The 13,145-nt window shown below is 73.4% G+C and carries 10 protein-coding genes; 7 read left to right on the forward strand and 3 right to left on the reverse strand.

Annotation, left to right across the window (positions count from 1 at the left end; genetic code table 11):
• The first annotated feature begins 39 nt into the window (after positions 1-39).
• Together AB0D32_RS10780 and AB0D32_RS10785 are read left to right on the forward strand one after the other, a co-directional pair.
• Complete coding sequence (locus AB0D32_RS10780; RefSeq protein WP_357087582.1) at positions 40-1,449, forward strand: M1 family metallopeptidase; 1,410 nt, start codon at positions 40-42, stop codon at positions 1,447-1,449.
• A gap of 170 nt (positions 1,450-1,619) precedes the next feature.
• On the forward strand, positions 1,620-3,083 hold the full coding sequence (locus AB0D32_RS10785; protein WP_357087585.1) for a M1 family metallopeptidase: 1,464 nt from the start codon (positions 1,620-1,622) through the stop codon (positions 3,081-3,083).
• A 6-nt stretch (positions 3,084-3,089) separates the two neighbouring features.
• On the opposite strand, the gene AB0D32_RS10790 is transcribed toward AB0D32_RS10785, so the two are convergent.
• The gene (locus AB0D32_RS10790) at positions 3,090-4,205 is read right to left on the reverse strand and encodes an LCP family protein (RefSeq protein WP_357087588.1); all 1,116 of its coding nucleotides are present in this window, start codon (positions 4,203-4,205) and stop codon (positions 3,090-3,092) included.
• A gap of 16 nt (positions 4,206-4,221) precedes the next feature.
• Positions 4,222-5,601 carry an IS607 family element RNA-guided endonuclease TnpB gene (gene tnpB / locus AB0D32_RS10795; protein WP_357087591.1) on the reverse strand — a complete coding sequence of 460 codons (1,380 nt, stop codon included), beginning with the start codon at positions 5,599-5,601 and terminating at the stop codon, positions 4,222-4,224.
• Positions 5,602-5,968: 367 nt separating this feature from the next.
• On the opposite strand from tnpB, the gene AB0D32_RS10800 reads away from it, so the two are divergent.
• Together AB0D32_RS10800 and guaA are read left to right on the forward strand one after the other, a co-directional pair.
• On the forward strand, positions 5,969-7,666 hold the full coding sequence (locus AB0D32_RS10800; protein WP_357087595.1) for a GMC family oxidoreductase: 1,698 nt from the start codon (positions 5,969-5,971) through the stop codon (positions 7,664-7,666).
• Positions 7,667-7,809: 143 nt separating this feature from the next.
• Positions 7,810-9,363 carry a glutamine-hydrolyzing GMP synthase gene (guaA, locus tag AB0D32_RS10805; RefSeq protein WP_357087598.1) on the forward strand — a complete coding sequence of 518 codons (1,554 nt, stop codon included), beginning with the start codon at positions 7,810-7,812 and terminating at the stop codon, positions 9,361-9,363.
• A 7-nt stretch (positions 9,364-9,370) separates the two neighbouring features.
• Here the strand turns inward: guaA and AB0D32_RS10810 are convergent, their stop codons facing one another.
• The gene (locus AB0D32_RS10810) at positions 9,371-9,688 is read right to left on the reverse strand and encodes a PspC domain-containing protein (protein WP_357087601.1); all 318 of its coding nucleotides are present in this window, start codon (positions 9,686-9,688) and stop codon (positions 9,371-9,373) included.
• 144 nt (positions 9,689-9,832) lie between these two features.
• Between AB0D32_RS10810 and AB0D32_RS10815 the strand changes: the two genes are divergently transcribed.
• The 3 genes from AB0D32_RS10815 to AB0D32_RS10825 all read left to right on the forward strand — a co-directional run bounded on the left by AB0D32_RS10815 (position 9,833) and on the right by AB0D32_RS10825 (position 13,118).
• Positions 9,833-10,780 carry an NUDIX hydrolase gene (locus tag AB0D32_RS10815; protein ID WP_357087603.1) on the forward strand — a complete coding sequence of 316 codons (948 nt, stop codon included), beginning with the start codon at positions 9,833-9,835 and terminating at the stop codon, positions 10,778-10,780.
• 127 nt (positions 10,781-10,907) lie between these two features.
• A complete protein-coding gene (locus tag AB0D32_RS10820; protein ID WP_357087606.1) occupies positions 10,908-11,834 on the forward strand; it encodes an NUDIX domain-containing protein in 927 nt (308 codons plus the stop codon).
• A gap of 363 nt (positions 11,835-12,197) precedes the next feature.
• Positions 12,198-13,118 carry a CDP-alcohol phosphatidyltransferase family protein gene (locus AB0D32_RS10825; protein ID WP_357087608.1) on the forward strand — a complete coding sequence of 307 codons (921 nt, stop codon included), beginning with the start codon at positions 12,198-12,200 and terminating at the stop codon, positions 13,116-13,118.
• The last annotated feature ends 27 nt before the right edge of the window (positions 13,119-13,145 follow it).

Consider the following 13,145-nt stretch of genomic DNA (forward strand, 5'->3'; position numbering starts at 1 on the left):
CAGCGCCACCCGCACCGGCCGCGCCGATAGGCTCGGCCGGTGCGTCGTACCCACCGCCGGTTCCGCCCCGCGCTCGCCGTCGCCGTCGTGGCGGCCCTGGGGTTCACGGCCTGCACCGACGGGGACGAGCGGCCCGGCCTCCGGCCGGGAGCGGCCGACCTCGCCGACCCGTACGTCCCGGGGGCCGGCAACGGCGGGTACGACGTCGCGGGCTACCGGCTCGCCGTCCGCTACGACCCGGCGACCGACCGGCTCTCCGGGCGGGCCGCGCTCACGGCCACCGCGACCATCGGCCTGTCCCGGTTCAACCTGGACCTCGCCGGGCTGGACGTGTCGCGGGTGACCGTCGACGGCCGGCCGGCCGGGGCCGCCCGCGACGGCGACGAACTGGTGGTCACCCCACGCGACGGCCTGCCCCGGGGCGCCCGGTTCACCGTCGAGGTGGACTACTCCGGCGTGCCGGCGGCGAAGACCGACGGGCAACTCGGCAGCGGCGGCTTCCTGCACACCGACGACGGCGCGATCGCGCTCGGGCAGCCCTGGTCGGCGGCCACCTGGTTCCCGGTGAACGACCACCCGTCCGACAAGGCCACGTACGACGTCGAGGTGACCGTCCCGGACGGGCTGGCCGCGCTGAGCAACGGGGTGCCGGGGGAGAGGACCAGCGCCGACGGCTGGACCACCTGGCGGTGGGCCGAGCGGGCGCCGATGGCCAGTTACCTGACCACCCTCGTGATCGGCGACTACCGGGTGGAGAGCGGCACGCACGCCGGCAGGCCGATGGTCACGGCGGTGCCGGCGAGCCTGCCGGCGACCGGGCCGGAGGCCGCCTCGCTGGCCCGTACCGGCGAGATCGCCGACTTCCTGGCCAGCCGGTTCGGGCCGTACCCGTTCGACTCCTACGGGGGCGTCGTGGTGACCGACGCGCGGATCGGCTACGCGCTGGAGACCCAGTCCCGGCCGGTGTACGGGCCGGACTTCTTCCGGGGCGGGCGACCCAACCCGGGCGTGGTCGCGCACGAGCTGGCCCACCAGTGGTTCGGCAACAGCGTGACGCTGAGCCGGTGGAGCGACATCTGGCTCAACGAGGGCTTCGCCAGCTACGCGGAGTGGCTGTGGGAGGAGCACGACGGCGGTCGCACCGCGCAGCGCAACTTCGAGATCGGGTACGCCGCCGTCGACTGGTCCCGGCCGTCCGTCGACCCCGGACGGTCCGGGTTGTTCGGTACGGCCGTCTACAAGCGCGGCGCGCTCGCCGTGCACGCGCTGCGCCGCACGGTCGGCGACGACACGTTCTTCCGTATCCTGCGGACCTGGACCGCCGAGCGGCGCGACGGCAACGCCACCACGGAGGACCTGGTCGTGCTGGCCGAACGGGTCGCCGGGAAGCCCCTGCGCCCGCTCTTCGACGCCTGGCTCGTCGGCGGGACGGCCCCCGCCCTGCCCTGACGCGGGCTTCCCGCGGCGCTCGGTAGGCTGCCGCCGGACCCCGGCGCCGCACCACCGGCCCGGTCCGGCCGCGCCACACCCGGCCGGTCGGGAGCGAGGGCACCGACCGGGTGCGGATCCGCTACGGGCCGACGGTGCGGCGACCTGGGGCGCAGGGGAGGGACGAGGCGATGACGCTGTCGCGGCGGACGCTGTGCGCGGGCACCGGCCTGCTGCTGGCCGGGACGCTCGGGCTGGCCGGATGCGGGTCCGCCGAGGAAGCAACCCCGGCCACGACTCCGGCCACCGCCTCGCCGGACGCGCCGCGCCAGTTCCTCCTCGGGGCGGCCGGTGCCGGCGACGCGTACTTCCCGACCTACGGCAACGGCGGGTACGACGTCATCGGCTACGCCGTCAAGGTGCGGTACGACCCGGCGAAGGACCGGCTCACCGGCACCACGACCGTGCGGGCGGCGGCCACCACCGACCTGTCCGCGTTCAACCTGGACCTGGCCGGGCTGACCGTGCGGTCGGTGACGGTCGACGGCACCCCGGCGAAGCACCGCCGCAAGGGCGACGAGCTGACGATCACGCCGGCCAGCGGCCTGATCGCGGGCAACGGCTTCGCCGCCGAGATCACGTACGAGGGGAAGCCCGAGGCGCTGCGCAACGAGAGCCTCGGTTCCGGGGGCTTCCTGCACACCGACGACGGGGCGATCGCGCTCGGCCAGCCCGAGTCGGCGAGCACCTGGTTCCCGGTCAACGACCACCCCTCGGACAAGGCCACCTACGACTTCGAGATCACCGTGCCGGAGGGGCTGACGGCGGTCAGCAACGGCGTGCCCGAGGGGAAGAGCACGGCCGGCGGCTGGACCACCTGGAAGTGGGCCGAGCGCAGCCCGATGGCGAGCTACCTGAGCACCGTGGTCATCGGGAGGTTCCGGATCACCGAGGGCGCGCACAAGGGGCGGCCGGTGTTCCACGCGGTCACCACCGACCTGCCGGAGGGCGCGGCGGACCGGTCGATCGCCGGCACGGTGGAGGTGGCCGACTACCTGGAGAGCGTGTTCGGGCCGTACCCGTTCGGGGCGTACGGCGGCGTGGTGATCTCCGACCCCCGGATCCGGTACGCCCTGGAGACGCAGAGCCGCCCGGTCTACTCCGCGAGCTTCTTCTTCGACGGCGAGAACACCGGTGTGGTCGCCCACGAGCTGGCGCACCAGTGGTTCGGCAACAGCGTGTCGCTGGCGAGGTGGCAGGACATCTGGCTCAACGAGGGCCTGGCCACGTACGCCGAGTGGCTCTGGGCCGAGCACGACGGCGGGCGCAGCGCCCAGCAGGCGTTCGACGCGCGCTACACCGGCTCGTCCGGCCAGGTGTGGCGGACGCCGCCGGGCGAGCCGGGGGCGGCGAACCTGTTCAGCGAGTCGGTATACCAGCGCGGCGCGATGACCGTGCACGCGCTGCGGGTCGCCGTCGGCGACAAGGCGTTCTTCGAGATCCTGAAGACCTGGGCGGCGCAGAAGCGCGACGCCAACGCGACCACGGCCGAGTTCGTCGCGCTGGCCGAGCGGGTCTCTGGCGAGCAACTCGACGACCTCTTCGAGGCGTGGCTGTACGGCACGGAGCGCCCCGACCGTCCCGAGCGCCGGTGACGGCGCTCAGCGCGTGATGCGCAGCTCCGGGTGGGCGGCGAGGTAGGCGTCCGTCCGGCCGGCGCGCAGCTCGGTGAGGAACTTCCGGCCGGTCTCCGTGAGCTGCTCGCCCCGGTAGGCGCTGCCCTTGCCGACGCCCGCGCCGGGCAGGTCGACCAGCACGAACCGGTCCGGCGTGAGCCCGCCGAGGGCGTACGCGACGTCCACGACGCGCGGCCCGCCCGCGTAGACCAGGGTGTCGCCGAGCGCGTCGACCACCTGCTGCACGCGCTCCGGCTGCCGGGCCAGGTCCTCGTCGAGGATCTTGGTGGCCAGCGCCTTGATCAGCTGCTGCTGGTGGCGCTGCCGGGCGTATCCGCCGCCGGTGACGTAACGCTGCCGGGCGTAGTCCAGCGCCTGCCAGCCGTTGAGGTGCCGCTCGCCCTTCTCGTACACCATCTGCGGCCCGACGTAGCCCCCGCCGCCCGGCGCGGGCTCGCGGTGCCGGCCGTCGGGACGGCGGTGCAGCGAGACCACCCGCTGGTCGATGTAGAGGTCCACCCCGCCGAGGGAGTCCACCAGCTTGTCGAAGCCGTTGAAGGTGAGCACCGCGCCGGCGTCGAAGCGCAGCCCGGTGTAGCCGCTGACCGTGCTGCGCAGCAGCTCGTACCCCTGGGCGGTGCTCGGCTGTTCGGGCTTGCCGGGCACCCGGCTGCCGTAGCTCATCGCGTGGGTGAGCTTGGTCTTCCCGCCCCGGTAGTCGGCCTTCGGGAAGGCCGGGATGTCGACCAGCAGGTCGCGGGGGAGGGAGAAGAGGTACGCCCGGTCGAGCCCCTTCGGCACGTGCAGCACCAGCACGGCGTCGCCGTGCGGCTCCCAGCCCGGCACGCTGACCCGGGTGTCCACCCCGACGAGCAGGAGGTTGAGCGGGCCGGTGATGCCGGCGCCCGGCGGTGCGGTCGGGCTCGGGCTCGGGGCCTCCGGCGTCCGGGTCGCGCCCATGGGCCCGACGGCGCGCTGCGGCCCGTCGTCGCGGGCGAGCCGGGTGACCACCAGGGCGCCCACGGCCACCAGGACCACGACCGCGAGAGCGGCGAGCCCCAGCACCCATCGTGGGCGTGGCGCCCCTGTCCGCTGAATCATGCGACACCGTTACCCTTCAGTGCGCTCTAGTGAGCGCATGGTTGGTAGTCCTACCTTGCGGTGGGACGGTCCCGGTCTGACCGACTGGTGTCGTGCCGGGTTCACGCTTCACGGCCACCTGCCCGTGTACGCGGGTCTTCTGGTCGGCTCCACGTGCTGCCACCGGGCCACTCCCGGCGGTGTCGAACTCAGCCGCGAGACCGGCCAGATTCGCGGCGGCGTTGCGGTCACGGTCCATGATCAGGCCGCACGCCTCGCAGTGGTATTCGCGCTCGGAAAGGGCGAGCTTGGCTTTCGTCGCACCACAGCCCGAGCAGGTTTTCGAGGATGGATACCAGCGGTCGGCCACGATCAGTCGGCTGCCGTTCCAGGTGGCCTTGTAGTCGAGTTGGCGGCGGATCTCCGCGAATCCGGCGTCGGCGATGTGCCGGGCCAGCCTGCGGTTGGCGAGCATGCCGGTCACGTTGAGGTCTTCGACCACGATCGTGCCGTGCTCGCGGGCCAGCCGGGTGGTGAGCTTGTGCAGGCCGTCGCGGCGTAGGTTCGTCACCCGGGCGTGCGCGCGGCCGAGTCGGGCCGCCGCGCGTCCCCAGCGCTTCGACGCGCGGCGGTCGGTCCGTCGGTCCGGGCCGGTCCTACGTGACAGCGCCCGACCCAGCGCCCGCAGCCGGGCCTGCGCGGCGACCAGGTGGCGCGGGTTGTCGACCAGTTCGCCCGTGGACAGGACCGCGAGGTGTTTGATGCCGACGTCGACGCCTACCACGGAATCAGGCCGGGCCGGGGTGCGCTCGGCTCGTTCGACCTCGACCGTGAAGGACACATGCCACCGGCCGCCGTCGCGGCGGACGGTCGCGGACATGATCCGGGCGGTGTCGTTGTCGAGGCGGCGGGCCAACTTGCGGGCGGACTCGTGCAGCTTCAACCGGCCCAGCCGGGGCAGCACGACGTGCTTGCGGTCCGGCTCGACTCGGATCGTGCCGGTGGTGAACCGTACCGACGGGGTGGTGCGACGGCGGGACTTGAATCGCGGGAAGCCGACCGGACGGCCCTTACGCTTACCGGTGCGGGAATCGGCCCAATTCTTCAGGCCGCGCGCGAGCGCATCCAGGCCGGTGTTGAACGCTTCCTTCGACACCTCGGCCCACCACGGCGCGACATCGGGCTTGATGGCGTTCCACGCCTTCCGCAGCCCGGCCAGCGTCCAGGAGATCGACTCGGTGAGCAGAGCGTCCGGCACACCGTAGGTACGTTCGGCCGCGCGCTGGTCCATCACCGCTTTCACGCGGGCCAGCGCCCAGTTGTGCGCGACCCGCGCCGCCCCGGCGTGCGCGAGCACGGCACGCTCCTGACCCGGGTTCAGGTCCAGCGCGAAGCGGTACGCCTGGATCGTCTTCACCCCGGGCCACCCTCGGTCGCTGCCTCGACCGCGCGGCGGGCACGGTCCGCGGCCGCGCGGCGGCCGCACAGGCGGACGGACAGCGACGTCAGGATCTCGGTCGCCGAAGGCAAGAAGCACAACGCCCCGATCATCTGCCTGGCCCGACGCCGCGTCGACGTCCTACACGCCATGCCCGCAACCACACCCCCACCAGGACCGGTCCCCGCACTCGCCGCTTGACGAAACCCATAGGGACACCCCGTGATGACAACGCCCCGACGGGGGCCCCGAGTTGCGGGCGGGCGCCACCGGATCGTGGACCGCGAGCATGATCGCGCGGAAACGGGCGCTGGCGCGATGGCTACCGAGCGGTAATGATGCGGTGATGCGGTACGACGTGCTCGTCATCGGGTCCGGCTTCGGCGGCAGCGTCACCGCGCTCCGGCTGGCCGAGAAGGGCTATTCGGTGGGGGTGCTGGAGGCCGGGCGGCGTTTCGCCGACGACGAGTTCCCCCAGACCTCCTGGCGGCTGCGGCGGTTCCTGTGGGCGCCCCGCCTCGGCTGCTACGGCCTCCAGCGGCTCACCCTGCTGCGCGCGGCCGACCGGAAGGCCGGCGGTGGCGTGCTGGTGCTCTCCGGCGCCGGGGTCGGCGGTGGGTCCCTGGTCTACGCCAACACCCTCTACGAGCCGCTGGACGCCTTCTACACCGACCCGCAGTGGCGGGACGTCACCGACTGGCGCGACGAGCTGGCCCCGCACTACGACCAGGCGAAGCGGATGCTCGGCGTCACCACGTACCCGGTCGTCACCCACGCGGACCGGGCGATGCGGGCGGTGGCCGACCGGATGGGGGTGGGGCACACCCACCAGGCCACCCCGGTCGGTGTGTTCATCGGCCGGCCGGGCCAGCGCGCCGCCGACCCGTACTTTGGCGGAGCGGGGCCGGAACGCACCGGCTGCACGCACTGCGGCGGGTGCATGACGGGCTGCCGGCACGGGGCGAAGAACACGCTGGTCAAGAACTACCTCTGGTTGGCCGAGCGGCTCGGTGCGCGGGTGCACCCGCTGACCACGGTCACCGCCGTGCGCCCGGCCGACGGCGGCGGGTACGCGGTGCACACCGTGCGTACCGGGGCGTGGCTGCGTGCGCGGCGGCAGGTGATCCACGCCGACCAGGTGGTCTTCGCGGCCGGCGCGCTCGGCACCCAGCGGCTGCTGCACGCGATGAAGGCCGAGGGGGCGCTGCCCGACCTCTCGCCCCGCCTGGGCGAGCTGACCCGGACCAACTCGGAGGCGATCCTCGGCGCCTCGGTGCCCCGTCGCCGGGCCCGCGCCGACGGGCTCGACTTCACCGAGGGGGTGGCGATCACCAGCTCGTTCCACCCCGACCCGCAGACCCACGTCGAGCCGGTCCGCTACGGCCGGGGCTCGAACGCGATGGGGCTGCTCCAGTCGCTGCTGGTCGACGGCGGGCCGCGCCGGGTCCGCCGCTGGCTGGCGGCCCTGCTGCGGCAGCCCGGTGCGGCAGCCCGGCTGCTGTCGGTCCGCGGCTGGTCGGAGCGGACGGTGATCGCCCTGGTCATGCAGTCGGCGGACAACTCGCTGACCACCCGGCTGCGGCGCGGTCCGTTCGGCCGGCACCTGGTCTCCGGGCCGGGGCACGGCGCGCCCAACCCGACCTGGATCCCGGCCGGCAACCAGGCGGTCCGGTTGCTGGCCGAGGAGATCGGCGGTACGCCTGGCGGCGCGCTGACGGAGCCGTTCGACATCCCGGTGACCGCGCACATCCTCGGCGGGGCGGTGATCGGGGCCACCCCGGCCGACGGCGTGGTCGACCCGTGGCACCGGGTCCACGGCCATCCGGGGCTGCACGTGGTCGACGGCGCGGCGGTCTCGGCGAACCTCGGGGTGAACCCGTCGCTGACCATCGCCGCCCAGGCGGAACGCGCGATGTCCTTCTGGCCCAACAGGGGCGAGCAGGACCCCCGCCCGCCCCTTGGCACCCTGTACCGCCGCCTGACCCCCGTCCCGCCCCACCACCCCGCCGTCCCTGGGCACGCCCCGGGCGCCCTCCGCCCCTGACCCCCGCGATCTTGCACTTTCGGCCCCCGACATACGGCTTTCGCGCTGTTTGTCGGGGCGGCAGGTGCAAGATCGCGAGCGGCGGGGTGAAGTGTGGCGGGGCGGGGTGGGGCGGGGCAGCAGGGTCGGTAGGGTTTATGCACATGAGCACGCCTCGCCCCGTCCTCGTGGTGGACTTCGGAGCCCAGTACGCCCAGCTCATCGCGCGTCGGGTGCGTGAGGCCAACGTCTACTCGGAGATCGTGCCGCACTCGATGCCGGTCGCCGAGATGCTGGCGAAGGACCCGGCCGCGATCATCCTCTCCGGCGGCCCGTCCAGCGTCTACGCGCCTGGCGCCCCGCAGATCGACGCCGGCATGTTTTCCGCCGGGGTGCCGGTCTTCGGCATCTGCTACGGCTTCCAGGCGATGGCCCAGGCGCTCGGCGGCACGGTGGCCCACACCGGCAACCGCGAGTACGGCGGCACCCCGCTGCGCGCCCGGCCGGAGGCCGGGGTGCTGCTCCGCGACCTGCCGGACGACCTGCCGGTCTGGATGAGTCACGGTGACTGCGTGACCGAGGCCCCAACGGGCTTCACGGTGACCGCCGAGTCGGCGGGCGCGCCGGTCGCCGCGTTCGAGGACGTGGCCGGCCGCCGGGCCGGCGTGCAGTTCCACCCGGAGGTCGGGCACACCGCGCACGGCCAGGAGATGCTGCGCCGCTTCCTGCACGACATCGCCGGCATCGAGCCGACCTGGACGCCCGAGAACATCATCGACGAGCAGGTCGCCCGGATCCGCGAGCAGGTCGGCGACAAGGAGGTCATCTGCGGCCTGAGCGGCGGGGTCGACTCGGCCGTCGCCGCCGCGCTGGTGCACGAGGCCGTCGGCGACCAGCTGACCTGCGTCTTCGTCGACCACGGCCTGCTGCGCGCCGGTGAGGCCGAGCAGGTGGAGAAGGACTACGTCGCCGCCACCGGCATCAAGCTCAAGGTGGTCGACGCGCAGGAGCGGTTCCTCGGCGCCCTGGCCGGGGTGACCGACCCGGAGCAGAAGCGCAAGATCATCGGCCGCGAGTTCATCCGGGTCTTCGAGGCTGCCGCGCGGGAGATCGCCGCCCACGGCGACGTCGAGTTCCTCGTCCAGGGCACCCTCTACCCGGACGTGGTGGAGTCCGGCGGCGGCACCGGCACCGCCAACATCAAGAGCCACCACAACGTCGGCGGCCTGCCGGAGGATCTGAAGTTCGCGCTGGTCGAGCCGCTGCGCACGCTGTTCAAGGACGAGGTCCGGGCGCTCGGCCTCCAGTTGGGCCTGCCCGAGGCGATGGTCTGGCGGCACCCGTTCCCGGGCCCCGGCCTGGCTATCCGGATCATCGGCGCGGTCGACCGGGAGCGGCTCGACCTGCTGCGCAAGGCCGACCTGATCGCCCGCGAGGAGCTGTCCGCCGCCGGCCTGGACCGGGGCGTCTGGCAGTTCCCGGTGGTGCTCCTGGCCGACGTGCGCAGCGTCGGGGTGCAGGGTGACGGCCGCAGCTACGGGCATCCCGTGGTGCTGCGGCCCGTCTCCAGCGAGGACGCGATGACCGCCGACTGGTCCCGGCTGCCCTACGAGGTGGTCGCCCGGATCTCCACCCGGATCACCAACGAGGTCGCCGAGGTGAACCGCGTGGTGCTGGACGTGACGAGCAAGCCGCCGGGCACGATCGAGTGGGAGTGATCCCGACTCACTCCGCGGGCGGGTAGGTCGGCGGTGCCGGCTGCGCGCCGGCCGCCGGCGGCACGGTGGGCGACGCGGCCTGCGCGGGATGCGGCCAGGCGGGCGCGTCGGCCGGCTCCTCGGGCATCAGGAACCACATGATCGGGTACGCGAGCAGCGCGAGCCCGCCGGTGAGCAGGCCGGCGACCGCGAAGACCACCCGGACCAGGGTGGGGTCGACGGCGAAGTAGCGGCCGAGGCCGCTGGCCACGCCGGCGACCATCCGGTCCGTGACGGGACGACGAAGCTGCTTGTACGGGGGCCGGGGAGGGGCGGTGTAGGTCATGCCTCCACGGTCCGTGCCGGCGACTCGGCCGGCCTCGGTGACTGCCCGGATCCCTACCCTGACCTGCCCCTGAGGCGCGAGTATTCAGTCAGGAATCTGACTCTTTTCGATGGAGTCAACCTGGGCCGGGGAGAATTTGGCCCCGTGACCACCATGCTGGAGCCGCTCCGCAGGATCGCGGCATACGCAGTTTGTGCTGATTCAGTCGGTCGGGTGTTGCTGGTCCGCGCATCGGAGCGCTCCGGTACACCCGACACGTGGTCGCTGCCCGGCGGGGCGGTCGACCACGGTGAGGACCCGCACCACACCGTCGTACGGGAAACCGCCGCCGAGACCGGTCTCTCCGTCACCGTCGCCGGCCTGCACGACGTGCTCGCCGACATGCGGGCGTTGCCGGAGCGGGGCATCACCATCCACACCGACCGCCTGATCTACCAGGTCTCCGTCCGGGGCGGGACGCTCGCCGACCGGGTCGACCGGCCGACCGACCTGGCACGCTGGTTCACCCCGGCGGAGGCCCGTGAGCTGCCACTGCGGTCGTTCACCGCGCGGGCCCTGGGCCTGCCCGCGTCGTCCGCCGACATCGTTCCGGACGAGGCGCCGGAATTCCCCTCGTTCTACGCCGTGCCCGGCCCCGACGGGCTGCACCGGGCCCAGCGCTTCGCCGCGTACGCGGTGGTGACCGACCCGGACGACCGGGTCCTGCTGACCCGGGTCTCCGACGGCTACCCGGGTGCGGGCTGCTGGCACCTGCCCGGCGGCGGCACGGACTACGGCGAGCAGCCCGGCGCCGCCCTGATCCGGGAGTTGGTCGAGGAAACCGGGCAGGCCGGCCGCCTCGTCGAGCTGCTCGGCGTGGCCAGCCACCGCGACGCCGCCTCCCTCGGCCCGGAGGGCTATCCGATCGACTGGCACGGCGTACGCGCCTTCTACCGGGTCGTGGTCGACAAACCGGCCCCGCCCACCGTCGCCGACGTCGGCGGTTCCACCTGCGAGGCCCGCTGGTTCGCCCGCGAGGAGTTGGGCGCCCTCCCCACCGACCGCCTGACCGAGGTGACGGCGGAAGCCGTCCAGGCCGCCCGCCTCGCCTGACCACCGTCACCCCGCCTCACCTGGCCCGATTCGTTGATCATGAGGTTGGCCGGGCGGCACGCCGGATCCGCTGCGGCTAGCCTCATGATCGACGGAACGGGGTCGGCGCAGGCGGGGAGTGTGGGCGGTGAGGAAACAGCGGCGGGTCGGGGCGTACGGGGTGTGCCGGGGCTCGGACGGGCGGGTCCTGTTGGCCCGGGGGTCGGATTCGTGCCCGTACCCGGGGGTGTGGCAGCTGCCGGGAGGTGGGCTGGAGCACGCCGAGCATCCGGCGCACGCGGTGGTCCGCGAGTTCGCCGAGGAGACCGGCCTCACCGTGGAGGTGGCCGGGCTGCGGGCCGTACTCGCCGACGTGGCGACCTTCCGTGACGCCGGCGTGGCGGTCCACACCGACCGCCTGGTGTTCGACATCACCATGCGGGACGGGGTGCCGCGACCGGAGCCGGCCGGCGGCAGCGACAGGCTGGACTGGTTCACGACCGCCGAGGCGGCGGCGGTGCCGCTGATGCCGTTCACCGCCGAGCTGCTCGGCCTGCCCGCGTTGCCCCTGCCGCCCGAGCTGCCCCGGTCCCCGGCGGAGGGGCCGGCCACCGCGCCACCGGCCGGCCGGCGGCAGCGCTTCGGGGTGTACGGGCTGGTCACCGACCCCGCGGGCCGGGTGCTGCTCACCCTGATGGCGGACGGTTACCCGGGCGCCGGCCGGTGGCACCTGCCCGGCGGCGGGATCGACCACGGGGAGCAGCCGGTCGCCGCGTTGCTGCGCGAGCTGGTCGAGGAGTCCGGCCAGCTCGGCCGGATGGTCGAGCTGATCGGCGTCGAGAACCTGCACAACCCGGCTGCGCTGGGCCCGGAGGGGCACCCGATCGACTGGCACGGCATCCAGGTGGTCTACCAGGTGGCGGTCGACGTACCGACCGAGGCGCGGGTGACAGAGCTGGCCGGTGGCTCGACCGCCAGGGCGGGCTGGTTCACGCCCGGGCAGCTCGTCGGGCTTCCGCTCACCGACTTCGCCGCATTCGCGCTGGCCGCCGGCCGTACAGGCGGCCGTCCGTAACCGGACACCGGCGTGCCCCGGCCCACGCTCGCCGAGCCGGCCGAGACGGGTTCCGGTACATTCGATGTGGGGTTGGTGGAGGAAACGGGCGATGGAGCCCGGGATAGGAATAAGAGAGCGGTTTGCGCGGTTAGGCCAGATATAAGTACCGCCGGCAGCTATCGCCAACCCCCGTTCCCTTATGCGATGGTGTACTCCGCAAAACGGCTGCCGGACCAGAAAGGTCCGGCACGAGACAGCCGGACGCCCGCCCTCGCGGCGGTCAGCCGATCCGGTGATGGAGGAAACGTGCCGAGAGCCCCATGGCGCCGGCGTCGTACCACTGACAGTCCGCGTCCCGCAGGGCGTCGCTGGGCAGGCCCGTTGCGTCGCAGCAGCACACTCGCCCGGCAGGTGCTGCTGGTCCGGGTGGGTCGCCGCGACGGTGACCTGCACGAATCCGGCGACCTCGCACTGCCTGAGCACCGCTTCGCCGACCGGCCGCGCCGCCGCTACGGCCTGACCCGGGTCGAGCGCACAGAGGTCGCCCCGGTCGTCCCGGTCAGCCCCGCCCTCGGCCCCACGACACCGGTCGACGACGAGGCGGCGATGTCGATCCCGCTGCTTCCCGGCGAGCGGACCGTCGCCCGCCAGATGAAGTTCGCGGTGGTCAACGCCTGCACGCTCAGCAGCGTGATGCTCGGCATGCTGGCGATCTTCCTGGCCATGCAGGGCGAGGTGCGGATCGCCGCGCTCTTCCTGATCGCCTGCGTGGTCTTCGACGGCCTCGACGGCGCGCTCGCCCGCAGGTTCGGCGTGGCCAGCCCGTTCGGCGCGCAGATGGACTCGCTGGCCGACATGTGCTCGTTCGGGCTCGCCGCCCCCGTGGTGGTCTACGCCTCGCTGGCCGGCTCGGTCTCCACACCGGCCGCCGCGGTGGCCTGTGCCCTCGTCGCGGCGTGCGCGGCGATCCGGCTCGCCCGGTTCAACGTCTCGCCGAAGGACGGCAGGTTCTTCTGCGGCGTGCCCACCACGATGGCGGCTGCCGTGCTCGCCCTGACCGTCGCCATCGGGCTGCCCGTGCCGGGCATCGTCCAGGTCGCCGGCGTGGCGCTGCTCGCCTTCGCCATGGTCTCCAGCTTCCCCTACGCGAAGCTCGCCCGGCTGGTGAAGCTGCCGCCGTGGCTGTGGCTGGCCCCGGTGATCGGCGCGTTGATCGACATCCGGCTCACCTTCGCCCTGATCGTGGTCGGCTACCTGGTCAGCGGCCCCGTGCTCTGGCTGCGTCAGCGCCGCACCGCCTGACCCACGTACGCGAGAAGGGGCGCCGCG

Origin of the sequence: Micromonospora sp. NPDC048170, from assembly GCF_040652795.1 — a bacterium.
Lineage (GTDB): Bacteria > Actinomycetota > Actinomycetes > Mycobacteriales > Micromonosporaceae > Micromonospora.